The sequence below is a fragment of the Enterobacter cloacae complex sp. ECL411 genome (assembly GCF_021869665.1).
GTDB classification, from domain to species: domain Bacteria; phylum Pseudomonadota; class Gammaproteobacteria; order Enterobacterales; family Enterobacteriaceae; genus Enterobacter; species Enterobacter intestinihominis.
Window position 1 is genome coordinate 81,715 of sequence record NZ_CP091489.1, and the last position, 20,178, is coordinate 101,892.

The 20,178-nt window shown below is 49.9% G+C and carries 20 protein-coding genes and 8 pseudogenes; 7 read left to right on the forward strand and 21 right to left on the reverse strand.

Going from position 1 to position 20,178, the window contains the following annotated elements; all coding sequences use genetic code 11:
* Positions 1-168: 168 nt before the first annotated feature.
* From L3069_RS25975 to L3069_RS25990, 4 genes and pseudogenes are all read right to left on the reverse strand, one after another.
* A pseudogene (locus L3069_RS25975) lies at positions 169-1,559 on the reverse strand (ISKra4-like element ISKpn19 family transposase).
* Positions 1,560-1,595: 36 nt separating this feature from the next.
* Positions 1,596-2,168, reverse strand: coding sequence for a recombinase family protein (locus L3069_RS25980; RefSeq protein ID WP_001493762.1), 573 nt, complete (start codon positions 2,166-2,168; stop codon positions 1,596-1,598).
* A 135-nt stretch (positions 2,169-2,303) separates the two neighbouring features.
* Positions 2,304-2,849, reverse strand: a complete 546-nt coding sequence (locus tag L3069_RS25985; RefSeq protein WP_001493763.1) for a plasmid pRiA4b ORF-3 family protein — start codon at positions 2,847-2,849, stop codon at positions 2,304-2,306.
* A 135-nt stretch (positions 2,850-2,984) separates the two neighbouring features.
* Positions 2,985-3,167: pseudogene (locus tag L3069_RS25990) on the reverse strand (DUF4158 domain-containing protein); the annotation flags it as partial.
* 161 nt (positions 3,168-3,328) lie between these two features.
* Between L3069_RS25990 and L3069_RS25995 the strand changes: the two are divergent.
* A pseudogene (locus tag L3069_RS25995) lies at positions 3,329-3,942 on the forward strand (recombinase family protein).
* A 318-nt stretch (positions 3,943-4,260) separates the two neighbouring features.
* Here the strand turns inward: L3069_RS25995 and L3069_RS26000 are convergent.
* Positions 4,261-4,917 (reverse strand): quinolone resistance pentapeptide repeat protein QnrS1, encoded by a 657-nt coding sequence (locus L3069_RS26000; RefSeq protein WP_001516695.1) that lies wholly within the window; start codon positions 4,915-4,917, stop codon positions 4,261-4,263.
* A 394-nt stretch (positions 4,918-5,311) separates the two neighbouring features.
* Between L3069_RS26000 and L3069_RS26005 the strand changes: the two are divergent.
* Positions 5,312-5,943, forward strand: a pseudogene (locus tag L3069_RS26005) (transposase); the annotation flags it as partial.
* A gap of 53 nt (positions 5,944-5,996) precedes the next feature.
* Here L3069_RS26005 and L3069_RS26010 read toward each other — a convergent pair.
* Positions 5,997-6,701 carry an IS6-like element IS26 family transposase gene (locus L3069_RS26010; protein ID WP_001067855.1) on the reverse strand — a complete coding sequence of 235 codons (705 nt, stop codon included), beginning with the start codon at positions 6,699-6,701 and terminating at the stop codon, positions 5,997-5,999.
* Positions 6,702-6,765: 64 nt separating this feature from the next.
* A pseudogene (locus tag L3069_RS26015) lies at positions 6,766-6,945 on the reverse strand (ArsR/SmtB family transcription factor); the annotation flags it as partial.
* 323 nt (positions 6,946-7,268) lie between these two features.
* Between L3069_RS26015 and L3069_RS27510 the strand changes: the two are divergent.
* Positions 7,269-7,496 (forward strand): DUF6710 family protein, encoded by a 228-nt coding sequence (locus L3069_RS27510; protein ID WP_042345711.1) that lies wholly within the window; start codon positions 7,269-7,271, stop codon positions 7,494-7,496.
* A gap of 173 nt (positions 7,497-7,669) precedes the next feature.
* Here the strand turns inward: L3069_RS27510 and L3069_RS26025 are convergent, their stop codons facing one another.
* From L3069_RS26025 to L3069_RS26085, 14 genes and pseudogenes are all read right to left on the reverse strand, one after another.
* Complete coding sequence (locus tag L3069_RS26025) at positions 7,670-8,203, reverse strand: phospholipase D family protein (protein ID WP_000792636.1); 534 nt, start codon at positions 8,201-8,203, stop codon at positions 7,670-7,672.
* A pseudogene (locus tag L3069_RS26030) lies at positions 8,203-9,197 on the reverse strand (ATPase, T2SS/T4P/T4SS family). The gene L3069_RS26025 and the pseudogene L3069_RS26030 overlap by 1 nt, the downstream one beginning before the upstream one ends.
* Positions 9,198-9,237: 40 nt before the next feature.
* Positions 9,238-10,397 (reverse strand): annotated as a pseudogene (gene virB10 / locus L3069_RS26035) (type IV secretion system protein VirB10).
* The gene (locus tag L3069_RS26040; RefSeq protein ID WP_000735066.1) at positions 10,397-11,281 is read right to left on the reverse strand and encodes a TrbG/VirB9 family P-type conjugative transfer protein; all 885 of its coding nucleotides are present in this window, start codon (positions 11,279-11,281) and stop codon (positions 10,397-10,399) included. Before L3069_RS26040 ends, virB10 begins: the two are co-directional and overlap by 1 nt.
* A gap of 10 nt (positions 11,282-11,291) precedes the next feature.
* Positions 11,292-11,990, reverse strand: coding sequence for a virB8 family protein (locus L3069_RS26045; protein WP_000646594.1), 699 nt, complete (start codon positions 11,988-11,990; stop codon positions 11,292-11,294).
* Positions 11,980-12,138, reverse strand: a complete 159-nt coding sequence (locus L3069_RS27515) for a hypothetical protein (protein WP_012561180.1) — start codon at positions 12,136-12,138, stop codon at positions 11,980-11,982. The genes L3069_RS26045 and L3069_RS27515 overlap by 11 nt, the downstream gene beginning before the upstream one ends.
* Before the next feature lie 70 nt (positions 12,139-12,208).
* Positions 12,209-13,249 (reverse strand): type IV secretion system protein, encoded by a 1,041-nt coding sequence (locus L3069_RS26050; RefSeq protein ID WP_001749958.1) that lies wholly within the window; start codon positions 13,247-13,249, stop codon positions 12,209-12,211.
* Positions 13,250-13,264: 15 nt separating this feature from the next.
* Entirely contained in the window at positions 13,265-13,492 is a 228-nt protein-coding gene (gene eexN / locus L3069_RS26055; RefSeq protein WP_001749959.1) for an IncN-type entry exclusion lipoprotein EexN, read from the reverse strand.
* 135 nt (positions 13,493-13,627) lie between these two features.
* Positions 13,628-14,263, reverse strand: a pseudogene (locus L3069_RS26060) (type IV secretion system protein); the annotation flags it as partial.
* A complete protein-coding gene (locus tag L3069_RS26065; RefSeq protein ID WP_236901970.1) occupies positions 14,230-16,290 on the reverse strand; it encodes a VirB4 family type IV secretion/conjugal transfer ATPase in 2,061 nt (686 codons plus the stop codon). The pseudogene L3069_RS26060 and the gene L3069_RS26065, both read right to left, overlap by 34 nt.
* A gap of 536 nt (positions 16,291-16,826) precedes the next feature.
* A complete protein-coding gene (locus L3069_RS26070; protein WP_000496058.1) occupies positions 16,827-17,144 on the reverse strand; it encodes a VirB3 family type IV secretion system protein in 318 nt (105 codons plus the stop codon).
* A gap of 49 nt (positions 17,145-17,193) precedes the next feature.
* Complete coding sequence (locus L3069_RS26075) at positions 17,194-17,487, reverse strand: hypothetical protein (RefSeq protein ID WP_001749962.1); 294 nt, start codon at positions 17,485-17,487, stop codon at positions 17,194-17,196.
* Between the two features lie 9 nt (positions 17,488-17,496).
* Positions 17,497-17,778 (reverse strand): transcriptional repressor KorA, encoded by a 282-nt coding sequence (gene korA, locus L3069_RS26080; protein WP_000440698.1) that lies wholly within the window; start codon positions 17,776-17,778, stop codon positions 17,497-17,499.
* Positions 17,779-17,786: 8 nt separating this feature from the next.
* Positions 17,787-18,521 (reverse strand): lytic transglycosylase domain-containing protein, encoded by a 735-nt coding sequence (locus L3069_RS26085; protein WP_001749963.1) that lies wholly within the window; start codon positions 18,519-18,521, stop codon positions 17,787-17,789.
* A gap of 108 nt (positions 18,522-18,629) precedes the next feature.
* On the opposite strand from L3069_RS26085, the gene L3069_RS26090 reads away from it, so the two are divergent.
* The 4 genes from L3069_RS26090 to L3069_RS26105 all read left to right on the forward strand — a co-directional run bounded on the left by L3069_RS26090 (position 18,630) and on the right by L3069_RS26105 (position 19,952).
* The gene (locus tag L3069_RS26090; protein ID WP_000960954.1) at positions 18,630-18,935 is read left to right on the forward strand and encodes an H-NS family nucleoid-associated regulatory protein; all 306 of its coding nucleotides are present in this window, start codon (positions 18,630-18,632) and stop codon (positions 18,933-18,935) included.
* 15 nt (positions 18,936-18,950) lie between these two features.
* Entirely contained in the window at positions 18,951-19,295 is a 345-nt protein-coding gene (locus tag L3069_RS26095; protein ID WP_001749964.1) for a hypothetical protein, read from the forward strand.
* Complete coding sequence (locus tag L3069_RS26100) at positions 19,292-19,606, forward strand: TrbM/KikA/MpfK family conjugal transfer protein (RefSeq protein ID WP_001749965.1); 315 nt, start codon at positions 19,292-19,294, stop codon at positions 19,604-19,606. Before L3069_RS26095 ends, L3069_RS26100 begins: the two co-directional genes overlap by 4 nt.
* A gap of 112 nt (positions 19,607-19,718) precedes the next feature.
* Complete coding sequence (locus tag L3069_RS26105) at positions 19,719-19,952, forward strand: hypothetical protein (protein WP_001191790.1); 234 nt, start codon at positions 19,719-19,721, stop codon at positions 19,950-19,952.
* Positions 19,953-20,178: the final 226 nt, after the last annotated feature.

Genomic DNA, 20,178 nt, shown 5'->3' on the forward strand with positions numbered 1-20,178 from the left:
AAAGACTAAATCTTACTCAAACAGAGCCCAAATAGGGATCTCGAAAAAAGTAATACCCCTCTGGAGGCCACAGACGGCGGGGCCTCCAGAGCACTTTGTCGTTTTTGGACGGAAAATCCCTAGAACCCCAGATGCGCGAGAGCATAAAAAATATTGGGGCAGCGTGAGCTATGCTGCCATCGCTGGTCCCTTCCCGTCACTTTGAAAACCCGGATACCAGCAGACAAATTTATCCTGCAGTTCGTTATTCAAAACGGCGGTCCGGGTCTGTAACAAATAATGAGCCCCTTTTCTGCTCCACTGCATCTGCTGCTTTTTGGCCATTCGTCTGGCGATCACTTCATTGATCGTGGATTCCACAAACGCGGTTGATACCGGCTCTCCGTACCGACGCATTTCGCCGTAGTTTGGGATCATCATCTTATTATTCCGGATGTAGGTATACATTTCATCCAGATGTTTTTGCAGGGATTTCAGGCTAGGATAGCTGAGTTCAGGGTCATCGCAATACATAACGCAATTATCAATATGTTCCAGCGCAGCGACAACATTGCCATGCCAGAGATATCGTTTAATGCTTTCCAGCAGTGCCAGAACTTTACTCCCCGCCTCTGGATCTGATACCAGCAGTCCCCGGGCATATTGCATGAGCACCGTCAGCCTCATGGTGATATGAAACCAGTCCAGCACATGCGTTGACTCAGGGTACATACCGAACTGGAGGTCCCTGAGATTATCCGCGCCGTCGGACAGAAAAAATATCTGCTGGTTGGCCTGCATTCCCTGCGCTGAAAGGTGGGTCATGAGCCTGCGTTCCGGATGACAGTCATCCTTCTGAACAAAACCGAAGCGGCGGGTGTCAGCAGGCGCACCAACGGAAAAAGACTTCCCGGCAATAATTTCAAAATTACGCTTTTTGTCATCCCGATCGCGAACATAACCACCATCTATACCCACCACAAGCGGTTTTCCTGGCCTGGGCAGGTTCCCCCAGTCGCGGGGGCAGCCGGAAAGAAAACCTGAATGAGCTTCAGCCTCAGCGTCAAGACGCTGCGCCACCTGGCATAAATGATTCCTCACCGTTGAGGCATTCAGGCTGTGGCCCACCGGCAGAATATCTTTCAGCAGACGAGTCGTCATTTCATAGGAGATCATCGAGGCCCAGCGGGTTTCAATATATTTCAGTGCCGGGTGAGAATAATCGCCGGCCCAGTCGCTGAGCAAACTGACTGTCTTTGTATCACTCTCTTCACAACGGCACCGGTACACCCGAAGCCCGGATACCGGAATAACGCCAAACAGCGTCCGGTACCGTATTTTCTGTTTGCCTTTGATTCTGCGCGCAGCAAGGCAGTGAGGGCACCGGATATGGTGTTGAGTATATTCGTCTGCCTGCAGCTGGACCACCGACTGCTGGACCGTATTCAGCAACAGCTTGGATTCTGACACCGATAATCCGATGTCGTTCCGGGTCTCCCTGATTTCTGGATTGTCATCAGTTCCTCCGTTCGACTGGAGCCTGATTCATCGGTGATGACTATCTGGAGCGTCAGTTGCATCATTGCCTCCTGCTGTGGTGGATGACTATCTCCCGGCTACTGGTTGTTCATCTGGTGACGAAGCTTATAATATGTGGAAACGCCAAGGCCCGCATGGTCGCAGGCGATCCTGAGCCTGACCCCTCTGCTTCTGAGTGCGTCAATTTCCTGGATCTTTTTGATATCGGCGCCGGGGCGCCCTGTTTTTTCACCCCGTGCTTTTTTCGCGGCGATGCCGTCGGCCTGCCTTTCCTTCAGTAAGGCTCGTTCAAACTGGCTGAATGCCGACATCATGTGCAGCTGCAGTTCCTGCATCGGATTGTTTGTGCCGGCGCTGAACGTCAGCTGCTCTTTCAGAAAAATAAGGGTAACGCCCTGGTCACGAAGCCGGGTGGTGACAGCGCACATATCCGACATATTCCGGCAAAGGCGATCGATGGAATGAACCAGAAGCGTATCACCAGGGCGTAATTGCCCCAGGAGTTCCTGTAACCCCGGGCGGTTTGTGTCCTTCGCGCTGGCATGCTCAACACAAATTTTATCAGGCTGAAAACCCGCCTTTGACAATGCCTCTTCCTGACGGGCCGTATTCTGATCGGCCGAGCTTACCCTGATGTAGGCATATTGCACGCAAAACCTCCGGAAGGTCTTTAAACATCATAGAGATTTAAAGAATAATCCATAAACACTGATTTAGGGAGGTTTATAGACATTTTTCGGGGATCTGAGAGGCATGCTGAAAACGTATACCTTTATAGACATCAGTCAGCGACGACGGCCCAGCCAGATAACTTCAGGCTCCAGTACCGGAGATGCAAGGTCGAGCCTGCTCAGTTGCCGGTTGATTTTGTGGCGGTTGAACCTGACAGCATCCAGGTCGTCAGCAAAAGGGCGGATCTCGCCGACCGTTGTTTCATCATCCGCATTAACGATAGCTTCAAGAAACGCCAGGGTTTTATCGAACTCATCCGCAGCTGTGGCTCCGGGCATACCATGGCCGCTTATACAAAACGGCGCTTTCAGCGTAGAGTTTTCATAAATGGCCTCAACACGAATGTCATGAAGCCAGTGCTCAAAGAAATTGTATTCATAGGTAAAGCGATCGCCAGCATCAAAAGCAAAATCATCAATCACGACCCGGAACGGATTATCGACAAAACCGATGCCTCCTTCGTAGGAGATACCGTAATCTTTGCCATAAATGTGAAATTGATGGAGATGGTCGTCCCCCCAGCCCTGCACTATCTGGAAAATGAAGTGAAGCGCGGCCAGTGACGTGTCGGCAGCAATTCTCAGCCGACGCCAGACCATCGGACTGACTCCATGAACTGCTATTTTGATGACGTAGATCTTCATAGTCAGCAGGTATTGTTATGAAATGATGGTGGTTATTTTAACCCCTGTAGATGGCATCATTCGATGGCTGCCCCGAGGTTTTTCATGCTCTCCGATCTGGATGATGCAATAAATTTGAGCGTGAAGCCCCCGGCGACTGCAGGCCAGCGCCAGTTCATATTCATTCAGCGCCAGAAACTCCAGCCGCTGTGCATCATCGAAATCAGGTAGACCATAGAGCGCTTCCTGCTCGGCGTCCGAAAGAATACTGAGGAGCTTATTTTTAGTAGGCATCTCTGATCCTTATGCCTATTTAAACGCGCTTGTCACATTATCATTAACATAGAACCTTTACGTGTCATAATTTAAATTACGGGTAATGTGACTACCGTTGACAGATTATGGTACCCAAATCAGAATGTCACATAATCGAACGTATATGTGACAGAGGAAATATGTTCATCGGATATATTCGGATGTCAAAAGCGGATGGTTCGCAGACGAATGATTTACAACGTGATGCACTGATCGCCGCAGGTGTTGATGCCGCACATTTTTATGAGGACCGGGCATCGGGCAAACGAGAAGAGCGTCCTGGACTTACAGCCTGTCTGAAAGCACTACGACCCGGAGACACGCTGGTCGTATGGAAGCTGGACCGCCTCGGTCGTGATCTTCGTCATCTCATTAATACAGTGCACGACCTGACCGCGAGGGGGACCGGTCTGAAAGTGCTGACCGGTCACGGGGCGACTATCGACACAACAACGGCCGCTGGCAAGCTTGTCTTCGGTATCTTTGCCGCACTGGCGGAGTTTGAGCGCGAACTGATTGCTGAAAGAACGACTGCAGGTCTGGCATCAGCAAGAGCCCGTGGGCGGAACGGCGGCCGACCTTATAAAATGACGCCAGTCAAACTGCGACTGGCAATGGCATCAATGGGACAATCAGAAACAAAGGTCAGTACGCTATGCCAGGAACTTGGGATAACCCGGCAAACTTTGTACAGGCATATTTCCCTGTTGGTCAACTGCGGGCGGACGGGATCAAGCTGTTCAACCGTGGATAATTTGAACGGACGGAAAAATCTGGGGTTCCGGCGTAGTACCCCTATCACCTCCACATTTTTGCAACAGTGCCTTATAAATGGCAGCCTTATGTTTACTTGCCAAGATGGGCTACCATATGATGTTTTATACTGAGCAATATTAATATTATCTTTAATGGAAAAATTAAGCCCACTAAGTGACCCACTGCTATATGGCTCTATTGTGAAGACGCCTGAGGGTAAAAATTTATACATGGTTGTCCCTATGTCTATTATTGCAAGGTTGACAATATTATTCGTTTTATAAATTTGAGCGTTTAAAATCACACATCAAAGCAATTAGTCAGGATAAACAACAATACCCAGTGCTTCGAGAATCAGTTCTTGCTGCCAGGCTGCAATTTTGATACCTGATGTATCGACTTTGCGGGGATCTAAACCGTCGAGTTCGGCGTGGCATAAATTGGCACCCTGTAGGCTAAATTGCCCCCAGACATCTTCGGAAAAAACACCTCGACTTAAGTCTGACTCTTTCAGTGATGCACCCGCTAGGTTCGTTCCTATCCAGCGATTTTCAAACAACTCACATTTTTCTAAACAAACCCTCTCCATATTGGCATAGGAAAGATTACATCCAGAAATAAATGCTGAGCAAAAGTACATACGATTACTCACTTGATGGGCAAAGTTTGTTCGGGAAAAGTTGGCACCTTTTAAATCACACGCACGGAACTCTATACCGTAGCAATTGGCATTACTGAAGTTTGCCATCGCAAGTTGGCATTGTTGGAAACTTGCATCACGAAGATCTGCGACATCAAAGTGGCAGCCTTCGATATCACCCTGTTCAATGAACTTGCAGTTGACGAATGTCGTATCACGCAAGTTAGCACGTCGAAAGTCGCTGCGAATGAATGTGCAAGCGGTGAAGGTGAGATCACTTAAGTCTTTATGTGAAAAGTTGTGGTGCCGATATGTATGATTGTAGGTTTCCATGAGTACTCCTTGTTGAAAGGAGGGCTAGACTACCATTATACATATGCCAAGACATTAAAATAAAAGCCTGTTACATCAACACATTACAACCCCTCAATTTACCTGTTTTAAGTGGTCAAATTGGCGCGTAGAGCGCCTATCGCTCTTGCATTGGCACGCGGCCCTGTTGAAAAAAGTTATTCGCTTTAGATAGGGTTAGGAGAGCCGTGCTTCGCCGGTAAAAAATCGGACTATCCGACGCAGGGCGGACTCATCGGCGGAGAAGCAAACTTTGACTATATCTCCCTACACTTGGAAGAGGGCTAGACTGGCCCCATAGATCACCAGACACTTCGACTCTCTTAAAATAAGAGGTAGTCTTGGAACTATGTTTAATACCAGTCAGAACGATAAGATGGTTGGAGTGTTATCAGGACCTGAGCGGCGTCGGCGTCGTACACCGCAGGAAAAAATTGCCATTATTCAGCAGACTATGGAGCCCGGTATGACCGTGTCTCATGTCGCGCGCCTGCATGGCATCAATGCAAACCAGATATTCAAATGGCGCAAGCAATATTAAGACGGTTCACTGACGGCTGTTGCATCGGGCGAGGAAGTGGTGCCGGCCTCCGAACTCGCTGCCGCCAATAAGCAAATTCGCGAACTCCAGCGCCTTCTGGGCAAAAAGACGATGGAAGCCGAGATACTCAAAGAGGCCGTGGAGTTCGGCCGGGCAAAAAAATGGATTGCGCATGCGCCCTCGTTGCCTGGGAACGACGAATAAGCGACGTTTGCAGAAGTCTTGGCGTGTCGCGTGCGCAGTTGAGCATTCGGGTTCACCGGCCATCTGACTGACAGGATCGCAGACGGCAGCCCCGTTCTGACGATACCACCGTATTGTCCCGGATAAACATGGCGGTGGCTGACCTGCCGACGTATGGTTATCGCCGTGTGTGGGCGCTGCTGCGACGGGAGTCGGAGCGGGACGGCCTGCCTGTGGTTAATGCAAAGCGGGTGTATCGCATTATGAGAACGCATAATCTGCTTCGGCACTGTTGCAAAGTTAGCGATGAGGCAGCCTTTTGTCTTATTCAAAGGCCTTACATTTCAAAAACTCTGCTTACCAGGCGCATTTCGCCCAGGGGATCACCATAATAAAATGCTGAGGCCTGGCCTTTGCGTAGTGCACGCATCACCTCAATACCTTTGATGGTGGCGTAAGCCGTCTTCATGGATTTAAATCCCAGCGTGGCGCCGATTATCCGTTTCAGTTTGCCATGATCGCATTCAATCACGTTGTTCCGGTACTTAATCTGTCGGTGTTCAACGTCAGACGGGCACCGGCCTTCGCGTTTGAGCAGAGCAAGCGCGCGACCATAGGCGGGCGCTTTATCCGTGTTGATGAATCGCGGGATCTGCCACTTCTTCACGTTGTTGAGGATTTTACCCAGAAACCGGTATGCAGCTTTGCTGTTACGACGGGAGGAGAGATAAAAATCGACAGTGCGGCCCCGGCTGTCGACGGCCCGGTACAGATACGCCCAGCGGCCATTGACCTTCACGTAGGTTTCATCCATGTGCCACGGGCAAAGATCGGAAGGGTTACGCCAGTACCAGCGCAGCCGTTTTTCCATTTCAGGCGCATAACGCTGAACCCAGCGGTAAATCGTGGAGTGATCGACATTCACTCCGCGTTCAGCCAGCATCTCCTGCAGCTCACGGTAACTGATGCCGTATTTGCAGTACCAGCGTACGGCCCACAGAATGATGTCACGCTGAAAATGCCGGCCTTTGAATGGGTTCATGTGCAGCTCCATCAGCAAAAGGGGATGATAAGTTTATCACCACCGACTATTTGCAACAGTGCCGTCCAGCGGATATCAGCGCTGAAAGATGATGGCTGAGCGTGGAGGCAGGAATCTCAAGGTGCTTCTGCAGTTCGCCAACCGGCAGGCCTTCATGACCCGCCCTGACCAGCTCCCGGTATATGCTGAGACGTGTCGGGTGGCCCAGTTCTCGAAGTGCGTTTGCAGCAGTGTTTAAATCCATAATACCTCCTTTATCTATATTTCCAGAATAATAGAAATATAGCCTGCGTCAATCGTTTCTGCCGTGAGGGTACCGCTTTCCCAATCATGCTCTGTCCGCCAGGTTATGGGGGGCAGAGCCAGAGCACTACCGAAATCCTTGCGAATACCCGTGCAGGGAATAATTTCCGCCCCTTTATGGCCGGAAAAAACTGATAAACGTCGCCTTTTCAGAAGGTTGCTTTCTTAACGTGGTTTTTCGCATGGTTGGACCTCAGACCCCATATAGGCAGCGCTAAGGGCAATCCGTGGGTACAGGATATTAACCACCGCGTTACTTTGTGGTTGCCCTGGCGGATAGGCTTTGTACGAGGAGGGAACCATTCTATTGCCAGCGGCGTTCTGGCCGGTGAGGGTGAGGTAATACCCGATACGGTTTATGATATGCGGTATTTGCTCGATATTGTCAGCACTGACGGGTATTACTGGTACATGAGCGGGAAGATCTGCGAGAGAGTCAGTGACTACCGTACAGCCGCCTTTTTTGAAATAGGCCGCCTGCTTACACTGTGATTCCTTCAAAATATCTCAACGAAATTTCCCGACACCTGTTTAAGCTATCTTGCTGATATTTCTGTTTTTCGATTTTTGCCGGCGCGATGCCGGCGACGTTGGCCAGCTGCCCCGTGCGCGATACTGAGATCAGTTTCTTTGAACAAAAAAAACCGCCTTTCGGCGGTCAGTATTCAGTAGCTGGAACGGTAGTCTCTCCCCCGATTCCAGCGGTCTTGCCAGTGTTCGAGGAATGATTCAGCGAGCTTAGGCATGTTCCAGATCACCACCGCATTCTCCGAGTTTTTCGTTTCGGCCGCTTTGGTGAAATTAAAGCTGCCAGTTTCAACGGTCACATTATCCACGATGATCACCTTGTCATGCTGGATAGGGAAATCACTGTCAGTACGCAAAGGGATGCCGCTGTTCGCTATGTAGTTCATGGCCGCAATGCTGGCGCGCCCCGTATTGCCCCTTTCATCAATTACGATTTTCACATCAACTCCCCGTTTTTTGGCTGCTACCAGTGCCTTCATAATATCCGGGGCGGTAAAAGAATAAGCCATCATCCGTATCGAGGTTTTTGCGGAGTCAATGGCGCTCAGGACGAGAACGCGGGCGCTTCCTTCAGGCGAGTAGCCAACCTGAACGGATGGTTCCACCGCAAAGGCGGGCAGGGCGGCTGTCGTAAATGCTGCGGCCAGAAGCCAGGTTGCTAAGTTTTTCATTACAGGCTCCCGTTCACACACTGCATTTTATATTCAGGGTCAAAATAAATTTCTTTGATTTTCCGCTTTTCCATATGCACCACAACGTCAATGGTGGAGTAGAGCATTCGCATAATATCGCTCATATCGAGCATACGGCCGATAGGGGTCGCCTTGATAAGCAGCCCAATACGGTTAAAGGCATCGCGCGCAGAGTTAGCGTGCGTTGACATAACACCGCCTGGATGGCCGGTATTAAGTGCTTTAAGATAATCCCACGCAGCATCATCCCTAAGCTCAGTCATGATGATACGGCCCGGTGTCAGACGCATACAGGCTCGCAGGGCATCAGTGGCGCTGACGCGGCCGATCTTTCCTGCATCGCCGTACATCATATAAACGGCTTCTACAACGTGATCGACCGTGACTTCGTGAACGTCCTCTAAAATAATTACACGCTCGTCTTTATGTAGCGATTTTAACAGCGCGCGCGTGAGTACCGTTTTCCCCGACCCGGTTTCACCGCAGATCACGATAGTGCGTTTCTTCTCAACGGCGGTTTGCAGGAATGCGGGCCATTTTTCGCTGCTGTGCAGCTCTTTAAGAAAAAATCATCATCCGTTAGGCTTTGCTTGCTGCCGGTAATCTTCCGGCAGTCACTGAAAATCCCCTCGCTGGTCAGCTGCTCCAGATTTTTATCGGCCGCCAAATCCTTACGAAACGCTACGGCCGTTGTACCGTCAATCACCGCAGGGGGCAGACAGATAACGCCCCTGATCCCGCCAGGCAGGATCACGTCATTAATGGCCTGCATGGTCAGCTTGTTGCTGCTCACCAACGATTTAGCAAGGTTCCTAATAAAATCTGCCGTAATTGCCGCGTTCTGCACAACCCTGCGGCCGCTGAACGTATCACAGATAACTTCCTGAAAGCAGTTAATGCGAATTTCAAAAACAGTAGGATCTTCTAAATACTCGCGCAGTGGGCCAAGTTGATAGAAAGCTGCATCAGTCATGATTACTCCTGAAGAAAAGCGGGCGCTAAGCGCCCACTTTTTAGTTGTCTGCGAGCGTATAAACGCCGCTGAAATCGAGGTCGCGGGCAACAAAAATGCTCACCGCATCACCCTGCTGATCGTAGAGGGTAGGGGGATAGACATGTAAGAGCGAAGTGCTTCAGACGCCAGCTGCTCACCGCTGTTTTCTGTGCTGTTGTACTGAATGTTATTACTCTGCGTCTGGTTAACCAGCGCCGTTAAGGTGTCAGAGAACAACGAAATCATGATCGCACCACGCAGACGCTCCCACATATGGGTATCCACCTGGCCCGGAATCCCCGCGCTGCCGAGTGAGTTCGTTCCGGCACTGTCAATATTAACGATTGTCCCGTCCTGGTCATTGCGGATACGCTCCCAGAGAACAAACACGCGCGCCTGGCCGTCTTTGATACCACCGGTAATCTGCCCGTCAACCCATGAGCCTTTATCAATCAGCCTAACGAGTCCATCAGCTGAGTAAACGTCCTGTGAAACCCGGCAGGAAACCTGACCCGGAACAGTGGTATCCAGCTCGGTGCCGGTACCACAGGGGATCATTTTGCCTTTCGGAACAGTCAGGCTGGGATTAGCCATGACTCCAGCGCGGCTAGCCTTCAGCCTTGCAGGAGTCAGGTTTTTAGCGAGTGCTGAACTACCTTCGCTTGTTTCGTTGTCCTGGGGCTGCACTCCGGGACTATTGCTTGTAGCCGCCTGATTAGTCTGGGCCAGCTCGCCGCCCAGACGACGCTGCATAGCCAGTTCTTCAGGCGAAGGTTCTTTACGCTTATTAGAGGTACGCGCGGCGGTATTGCTGCTGCCCGCATCTGCATCTGCCTGTGCGGCAGCCTGCACAGCACGGGCATCAGTGGCGCTATTCTGCGCAGTTGCAGGTTTATTAACATCAGGATCGCTGTTAAAGCTGTAGTTTGGCAGTGTATTGGCCTGTTGCGCTTTACCACCGTCTTTATCAGCTTCAGCTTTAGCCGGGGTGCGAATTTTACCCATGACCGTAATCCCGATGAATACCAAAGCAAGCAGCGCCATCAGTATGACAAAGGCTTTCATACCAGGAGCCGAACGGCGGTTACTGCCTTTAAATCCGCCACGCTCGCTTTCAAATTCACCGTCTCCGGTGTTTTCATCGAGTTCCTGATCTACATCGACACTTTTACGGGCCATCAGTTATCCTCCCCAATTTGAACCCTGCGCACATCCGGGGAAGCCGTACCGGTTGCTACCGCACCGGCGCCCGGTGCGAAATTATTATTACGAACGCCAACGACTTTATCGCCCAGACGAATACGCCACTCTTTAGCGACGGTTTCCACCTCGATGATGTTGCGGTTCTCACCCACAACATGAGAGTTAGGCAGCGTTTCTTTGCCACTGGCCGAGATCATGTAGACCTGCGGTAACTCCGCATTGGCCGGAAACTCAAACCGGGTAAAGCGGTAGTTATCCCAGACGTGAACCGGCTGGATGCTGCGCATTTCAGGCTGTTCGCTCATTACGTACTGATAGTTCTTCGCCCCCGCAAAAGCCGTCTGCTTCAGCTTCTGCGTAATGCGTTTTTTATCAGCCGCGCTTTTGGCTTTTTCCTGCTGCTCAAACGGATATTCATAGGTCAGCTGAAGAACGGCCTGGCGCACAGCCCACGGCGTTTCAATAAAGGATTTTGATACCGTACCGTCTGCATTTTTCTTCGTTTCTTCACCGATGAAATGGAGGACGATGTTATAGGTGCGCTTATCGGTGACGATCACCAGGTTGGTATCACTCATGGCCTGTTTCGGCTTCACAAAAAAATGGTTCATTTTGTGCGCAAACGTCCAGCTTTCAGAATCGCCAAAAGCATGAGTGATATAGGTTTCGTCAGGCGCGACAACAATGTGGGTAGCCACACCGGCGATAGCGTCAATTTTGACCACATTAACAGGGTTATAAACAACGCTTTTAATGCGATAGTCATAAGGAGAATTGCGGCCAACCTCAAGCGCCATAACGTTAGTGGCCGCGCCTCCCAGGACTGACAAAACGACTGCTGAAAGAAGTAGTTTTTTCATGGGGCAGCCCTCAGTTAACTTCAGGGTTGACGCGATAACTCGTCACGCGGAAACCCAGCGGGTTGACATAACGCTGCTCAGCATTCATCGCCAGCGATTTATATTCATACCCCATAATGGCAATCCAGCGCTGCGGCTGATCATCAACGGGATTGCTGCGCACGCGGCGAACCGTAGTAAAGCGTATCGTTGCTACGCCGTGCGGTTTATCGAGGATCACAGAGTTAATCTTCACGCGGGTCGTTTCACTGTCGCCCAGAACCTTATCAAGACCGTTGCGGCCCTTGAACTTGCTCTGGTAAGACTCTGCCACGTTCGGCGTGGACATTAAGCCAACGGCCGTATAGTCGACCTGAACTGAATAGAAGTCATAGCTCTCACGGTGAATGACATATTGTGTCAGCCAGAACTTATCAATTTCGTCACCATAAGAGGTCTGGTCGCGGGTCAGCTTGACCTGCTGTACTTCGTGAGTGGCCTCGTTGAGCGTTAGCAGATGTGCGGGGATTGGCTGGCTGTACTTATGCACCACGTAACCAACTAAAGAGAGTGCAAAAACAGTTACCACCGCTGAACCGGTGGCAACCATCCAGGCGGTACGCCGGGACTTCAGCACTTCATCCATCAGATCAACTTCAAGCCCTTTACGGCTTTCGTTGAACTCTTTAATGGCTTCACGTGTAAGCCCTGTTTTTTTATTAGCTTTCATTTGCACCACCTTGCGTATCAACCGGGATTGTTTTGTTTACTGGAACGGTGTTGCTCCAGTCCGGCTCCGGTGGCGGTTTATGCCCGCTGGAACAGGCGCTAATCAGAAGAACTCCCATAAGCAATAAGCTGCGCATTACGGCATCCATTATCGGTTGTTGAACGTACTAATTATAATAAGTCGCCGAAATTGCAATTTCAACGACTTTTGTTTTAATTTTATGCAGCCTTCTTCCCGCGACTGCCCCTTGCCTTACCACTTAAATTAGAACCACTGCTTCCTCCGCTGTTGCTGCCACTTCCTCCACCTGCCGATTGCTGGCCGCCGCCACTGTTACCGCCTCTGAACGCATTACCGCCAAACATGCCGTGGCTGCCCATATTGCCAAGCGCCTGCATGGAAGAACCCGTAGAGCGTGCGGCGTCAGCAACTCCGGCGCTGATACCGCTACCCCAGCTGGCGGCAATTTGCGGAATCTGGAACAGAACGAAAACGGAAATGACCGTCAGTAATAAGGCGGAGATAGAACCAGTGATTGATGAGTAAGCGGCATCAGAGTTCATCGAGGACAGGAGGTTGTCGAACATCTGCATGATGAAACCAAACACGAGCGCAAGAATGACGACGACAAGGCCATAGTTAATGACCGACGCCAGCCAGCGAGCAAAGATGTTTTTTGTCGCTCCCCACAGCAGGCAGAAGATTGCAATCGGGCCAAAACAAAGCGTAACGGCCAGAAGGATCTTAGCCATGATCACAAAGCCCGCACCGAGGCCGCCCAGCACAACGGTAGCAATCATCATAATGCCGCCAATGGCATACGCGGCCAGGCCGCTCGATGAAAACACGTCTGCGGCTTCCCATGCGGTGTTGACGATCTTGATACCTTTTTCAATACCGCTATCAATAATCGCCGGTACGCCACTTGCACCGACTTTATTAGGGGCAGACAGTATCCCGGCAAAATCATCCGGCAGGTGAAGCGCCACGTTGACCAGTTCCTGTTGATACCAGCCGCCCGCCGTTGCAAAGCTCAGGATAAGGGCTATGGAAAGATACTCTTTAATCAGCGAACTCAGGCTGTCGCCCGCCCCCGGATTAAACGCTGAGTACATCCCCTGAACCATCAGCTTGATTGTCAGACAGGTGGCAATCAGAGGCGTTACATCAGAGATAATGGTGGCAACATTGGCGCTCACCATTGACGTAATCGCCCCGTCTACTTTTGCGAAAATGTCTGCGACTAGGGTGAATGCCATATTGCCTCCTTACTCCTAAATTTTCGGTGAATTGATTTCGCCGTCTTTTTTGCCGAACACAAACAGCTGACGATCGGCTTCGCGCGCGTTTTTGCAATCAGGTTTCTGAAGTTCATCCGCGTCTTTCTTGCATTCCTGAATTGTTGCCTTGCGCTCTTTCTCATGTTTTTTGTACCACTCCACGTCATGCGAGGCATCGCAGGCCACCAGGAGGAAAGGGATAACAAGCAGTAGTTTTTTCATAATTACCTCAGTTAATTGAAGGTGACGCGGTAACGTCCCCGCCGGTTCCAAAACAAAATTGTGGGTGGCACGTTCTTTCTGCGCACGTAATAGCTTGTCCTGTGACTGCTGCAACATGTTCATCAGATTCAGCTTCGCCTGCTCACCCTGAATAGCACCCTGTGACGTCTGGATACGGGCCTGTAAGTCAGCAATCGATTTCAGGTCTGGAGTCGTTTTAATCTGCTCCGTCAGCTCCTGCATATCGGTTAGTTCCTGCATCTGGTTGTTGTAGGCTTTTTCTGCCATAACGCGGTCATAAGCGCCTTTTTCAGCCAGCTTTTTGTTCATGTAGGTAATTGCTTCGCTGGGCGTCATGTCGTCAACTTCCGCATTAAACTGGCCCATCATGCTGTTAACTGAAGGCGTGACGGAAGAACTGGAGTTCATGGCGTCGCTGTAGATCTCCTTCCAGTTGTCCGGCAAATTATTTGCCAGCGTGCTGGTAGACGTCCCCAGCAGATCGCCCAGGTTGGTTGTCTTTGCCATCGACTCATACATATTTTTCTGCGTTTGCAGCTGGCTTTTAAGCTGCTCCAGCTGCTGCGCCATTTGCTGAAGCTGCTCGACCTGTTTAGCCAGCTCAGTAGGGTTGGTCACGATGATGCCTGCGGAAGCGCTTTGCGCGCCTCCCAGAATCAGGCCGGTGGTCAGCAATACTGCCGTCAGTGTTTTTTTCATGGTGTTTTGCCTCGTTGTTAAGCCGTCAGGCGCCAGTATTCTTTGAGCCATACTTCAGGGTCATTACCGAGCCGTTCAACCAGCTCATGCGCAATTTCGGCGTTTTGTGGTTCACCGGACAACACGCTAAGAACGTTGTCCATTGTCTTAATATCTGCATCAATATCGTCGCTGTTGCGAGGGTAGAGATTGAAAGAAGCAATCGCAGACTGTTGCCCTTGTTTAACCAGGAACTGTCTGGAGTGTTCGGTAATCGACATCAGCGCGTCGTATTCAGCATCAGTAAGGAAGGCATAATCCTCTCGGATAGCTTCCGGATCGCGCAGGCAGATTTTTGTGACGGTCTGCGACATGATCGTGCGGCCAATACGGCTGGACAGCGCATCGTTCGGCTCCTGCGTGGCAAACACATAGATAGCGTCTTTCTTACGGTCAGTTTTGATACCACGCTTAACTTCACGCTCGATAACCGGATCGTCAAGGTAGGCGTGGAACTCGTCAAAGCACTGAATGACGCGGCGTTTGCCGTCGATGGAGTCACGTACCCGGTACAGAAGGTACATCATGAGCGGAGTACGGGCCGGGCTGGATACTTCCTCTTTGGCTGCGATAAACTCGGATAAATCGAAGCCAAAAATATCATTCGCGCTGAGATCCAGGCTGTCTTTATCATTGTCAAACAGCCAGCCATACTGGCCTTCGCGCGTCCATTCGCGCAGCAGCCCTTTCAGTGATACGCCATTTTCCACAACTTCATTCACGTACCCGTCCAGGATAGTAACGGTGCGCGCCTCGCGTGGAATAAGTGAGCCTTCCCCCATAACCGCATCAACGCCTTCAGCCAGTTCGGTAGCCATCGTTGCGCTGATAGGCCCGTTATTGGTGGTTTCCACACAAATGCGGAACAGGTTTTTAATGAGGGCAATATTGCGTTTGGTCGGTTCAATCTGAAGCGGGGCAAACCCGGACGGCATACCCTGTTGCAGAACTTTATAGTAGCCACCAACGCTTCGAATGAACGGCTCCATACCGCGGTCACGGTCATAAACAAAAAGCCGCGGGTTGTACTTCATTGACTGCGCCAGCAGGAAGTTAAGCAGCGTGGTTTTACCTTCCCCCGACATACCCGTTATTAACGCATGGCCCAGCGGGCGTTTACCGTAGGAAAGTTCTTCAAGCGGGGTCACATGGAAATTAAAATAGAGTGGCGTACCGCTGATCGTGCGGAACATGGTCAGCGCTGGCCCCCACGGGTTATTGTCAGGCTTGCCACGCATAAAATTGTGGAACGGGCTGAAGTGCAGGAAGTTCCATGAGTTTATCGGAACCGGGCGCGGCGCCCATTTCTGGTTGCCAGGCAGTCTCGCATAATATGCAGCCTCAGAGGCCAGGCTGATAGTCCCGCCAACCACGCCACAGCCGGTTAGCATAACCTTCACACGACGCGCTTTGCGCTGTACCGCGTTTTGGTCATTATCCCAGACATGCACGGTTCCATGATGGTAGCCCATCACGAACTCTCTGGACGTCAGCATATCGAGCGCAGTACCAAGCTGTGCCAGCTGGCTTTGCGCACGGTCGCGCGTTTCCTGCAAAGATTTTTCCTGATGCGTCAGAAACGTTTTAGCTGAAGATTCAGAGAGGCAAGAAAAACTCTGCGTCAGAAGGTATTCAAAATCGGCTTCTTTAAGCATGTTAAGCTGGCCTGGCTCTGTATCTTCTTCGTATTCACGAAATTCAATGCCGGTGGTATAGAAGTTGTGATCTACCGTTCTGATCTGGACAACATCCCCACAGGGAGCTAACAGGGCGGTTGTCCATGATGTACTCACGGATACGATCACGGCAAACAGGCACGATGGCCCATTCCATATTTGCGAGGAAATAAAGGAACTCCAGCGCTTTTGAATAAGCGTGAGCCTGCGAAGGTTCAGGCTCGTTGCGTTCGATAACAATGGCTTCGTCAAAAATGTCTGATTCATCGACTTCAGCAAGTTCTTCACGTTCTTTTTTATCAGGCGCAGGAATTTCAACACCGCGTTTGTCACGATAATAGATACCCAACTGCTGAATGCCATACGGCTTCATTGCTTCCAGGATTTGTTCAGAAATATCTTCCAGACCTTCAAGCGCCTCATTCTGCATTTGCTGAATTTCGTCACGAGTCGGCTTTTCAAATTTCGCCAGAAACTTCTGTGTTTTATCCCCTACCTGTTTGTAAATAACGGTCAGATAAAGGTCATTAATCAGCTGCTTGGAATCACCGTGCAGCTTACGGTTATATTGATCAACATAAGCAGGGAAAAAATGGTCATACTCACCATCCGGGTACTCTTTAGCCTCATGGTGATATTCATGCGTCCACAGCTCTACATGGTCTGTTCCGAAGCTCTTGACCAGCGTATTAAGGTCTTTATGCCAGGTGACCAGTTCCCGATCTGATGCGCAGTCATGTGTGCGGCCATCCAGCTTGAAAAAAGCCATCAGATCGCCGTTTTCCATCGAAATCACGTAATCATTGAGGTGATAAGAATAGGGCAAATACTTTTATTTACTGATGGCTCCTTACGGTAGGCATCAATTTTTTTTGGCTTCGTAGCGGTGGCAGCTCTCATTATTTTAAACCCTTACGTTTGTAGTCAACAGAGGAATAAGACGATCCTCCCCACTGCTTAAACGGAGAATCAAACCAATTACTGAATTTGGTTTTCAACCACAGGCCCATAATTCGAAACATGCGGTCGTCATATTTTGTTAATGCAGCTGAAGGAATCCACAAAAAGACGAACACCAGAATCGCCCACATATGAATAATCATAAAAAGCGAGGCAGAAATCATGAATATCATCATAGCTACATTACGTGGTACACCCAGCGCGCGAGGTAAGCGAGTCGCACCTTTGAAAAGCGGTCTTTTCCCGTCAACGAACATCTTTGTAGTCCTCACTTTGGGGGACAAAAGTCCCCCCTTTTCGCGTTGTTCAGCTTCCTACGCCCGTCAGGGAAACCAGAAATGATGCAGAACCAATACCAATCAGCGAGATTACGATACGAGGAATAAAGCTGGCTGGGATTACGTGAAGCATCCACATAAAGCAACTAACCATGATCGCAATAGCACAACCAATTGGAATCCATGTGCTCAACCACGTCTGGATTGATGTAGCGGTTGATTCACCAGTATCGGTGCCAGCGGCCAGCGCAATTTGCGGCAGGGCAATGGACAAAACGCCCATAACTACCGCAGGGCCATACTTCTTAAACAACGTGGTCATACTTTCTCCTTACTCACTATCTTCTGTTGATTGCAGATTTAACCGGCATTCTTCAACGCCACACTTATCTTTCAAAAACTCTGCCAGTAGCCTTAAATCAGCCCAGGTTCGTAGCTCATGCTCTTTGTTAACCCTAATGGAACATGCGATCTGGCCCAGCTGTTCATCGTCTATCTGAAAAACGGGATACCACTTCTTTAATGAAACCCGTTCTATCGTTACCTCCTTCACTTTTCCTGCTTCAAATAGCTCCAGGATCTGTGATTGCAATACAAGGTACAAACGTTCCATCCATAACCTCATTCCCCCTTCGCTGTTTCCTGTCTGGTTAAAAAGGCATCCGTATTATTTCGGCTGAAGGCATCGCCATCACCCGAACCAAAAACATCTTGTTCACCGTCATACTGCGGCGCCGTACTTTTTGCCTGCTGAGGCTCAGTCGCGGTGCTGTCCTCACTGGTCTGGCCGTCAGGTAGCAGCGTAGGGATTTTCAAATCAGTTGATTGACGCGCCACGTTGATAACTTTCGTGACATACCCGTTAGAAATCCCGTTTGTGAGTGAGCCGGTGTTGTAGCAGGAAAGCGCGTGTCTCAGCGCAACCTGCCCGGCTGGGTAGGATTTCAGGGCGCTATCATAACAGGCTTTAAGGATGGTCTGGCTCGCCCGCAGGTTGATGCAGGGTTTGAAAATATCGTCAACCGAAAGACCCAGGCCCACTAAATTATTTGAGTTAATTTGTGCAAGGCCCATATCAAAACTTTTATTATCCTTCAGCAGAACTTTCGCAACGCTGACGGCCTCAGCTTCAGTACGCGGTTGCTGTTTTAACTGAATACTACCGTTAATATTGATCCTGTACGGCCCATTTGAGGACTCATGGCCGACGATGTACGCCATCGTTAAGGGTGAAACATCAGGCGCACATCTCTGCGCAAGCCTGGCAACTTCATCGGAGGCAGGCGCAGCACTGGCACGGCCAGCACAAGCAAGGCAGGCCAGAGCGAGAACCAGGAGTTTTGGATGTTTACTCATTTATGTTTCACCGCGTAATTGTAATTTCGACGACTTTTGTTTATGATAAGGGCTAATGAGATCGTGTCAAGAAGAAACGAAAAGAAAACCGCTGAAGGAAGGAAGGTGATGCTGGTTCCCCTGAAATCAGAAAAACGACCAAAAGGCGAACCCGTGTATCGTGACCCGGATAACCCTTTTAATACGTGGACTGGTATAGGGAAGCGCCCGGCCTGGCTAACTGCAAAATTGGACGCTGGCATTAGCCTGGAAGCCATGAAGATGCAGGGCGTAGCCAACCCCAGAGAACATAGACCAGCAAAATACCGCGACCCCAGGAACGCAGAAAATACCTGGTCCGGGACTGGCCGCCGACCCACATGGCTCAAAGAGCTGCTTGATAGTGGTTTATCACTTGATGATCTGAAGATATAACCGGAGGGTATAAAAATGGGCGAACTTATTGATTTTGCGGAAAGGCAAAAAAGCAGAAGGAAGAAAAAGGCATCTTCCATTCCGCCCATTTTTAGAAAATTTCGTGTCCATGCGATCAGGTTACTCGCCAGCATCATCAAATCCGGCTCTTATTCAGTTGCTTATATTGTTAAGAAAATTACAGGAAAGTTAATCAAGTTTTACACAATTTTAACGATTTTCGTTTTTGTTGTCGAATATATTGCAGGCGATATAGGTTACAAATCTATTTATAACGCAGCGTTATTATTAATATTGCTTACCGTTATCAACATTCTGGCGAGTGTATATCTGAACAAACTGTTAAGGACAAAACAATGAAGAAACTCTTAATACCTCTGATAGCAGCTGGTAGTCTGCTTTATATTCCTGCCAGCCATGCTGAAGATCCCTGCAAAGTTATTATGTGCATGGCGGGCAAGCTCACCGGCGATAGCGGCGGAAGCGAGTGTAACAGTGCTGAAGCTGCTTTCTTCAATATCGTTAAAAAGAACAAGCACGGCTTTTTACCCAACCACACGAAGGATGCCAGGAAGGCTTTTCTTAATGAATGCCCGGATAATGGCGAAGGTGGAAGTAACCAGTCGATGATAAGCCAGATCATAAGTAAATACGGGAAAGTTCGCTTATAGGCGAACTAGGAATAATCTCAATTTAAGGAGCCAACGTGAAAAAATAATATTAAGTGCATTAGCCTGTACAGCTCTCTTAACTGGTTGCGTCAGCCAGGATAAAGGTAATGCGATGCAGAGCCAGCTGAATAACCAGCAACGCCAGATTAACGAATTATCCGTTCGTTTGCAGTCTGCGGAGTCCCGGCTATCAAAGCAGGAAGAAAAGCTGCGCAACGAACTGCTGCAATCCAGCGGCTATTGCTATCTGAATGGCGCCCGCTACTCGACCGGCACCGTACTTTACGGGCGGATTTGCCAGAATCAGTCAGGCAGCGCTTCGTGGCAGGTATACAGCCGTCGCTAAACACCAGGGCGGTTTAACCGCCCTTTTCTTTACCCTCAGAAAGCCCACTATGACCATGATCCCCTTCCCCACTACAGAAAACCTTATTCTATGGGCTTGCAGCGCCATCGCACTGCTTGCCGTTGTATTCTTCCGGCGTTCAGTACGGCACAGGCGACACAAAGGAAGCAGCAAAGTGCGCGGCGGGTGCTGGAGCGCATAAAGACGTTGCCGGGCTTCCCACAAA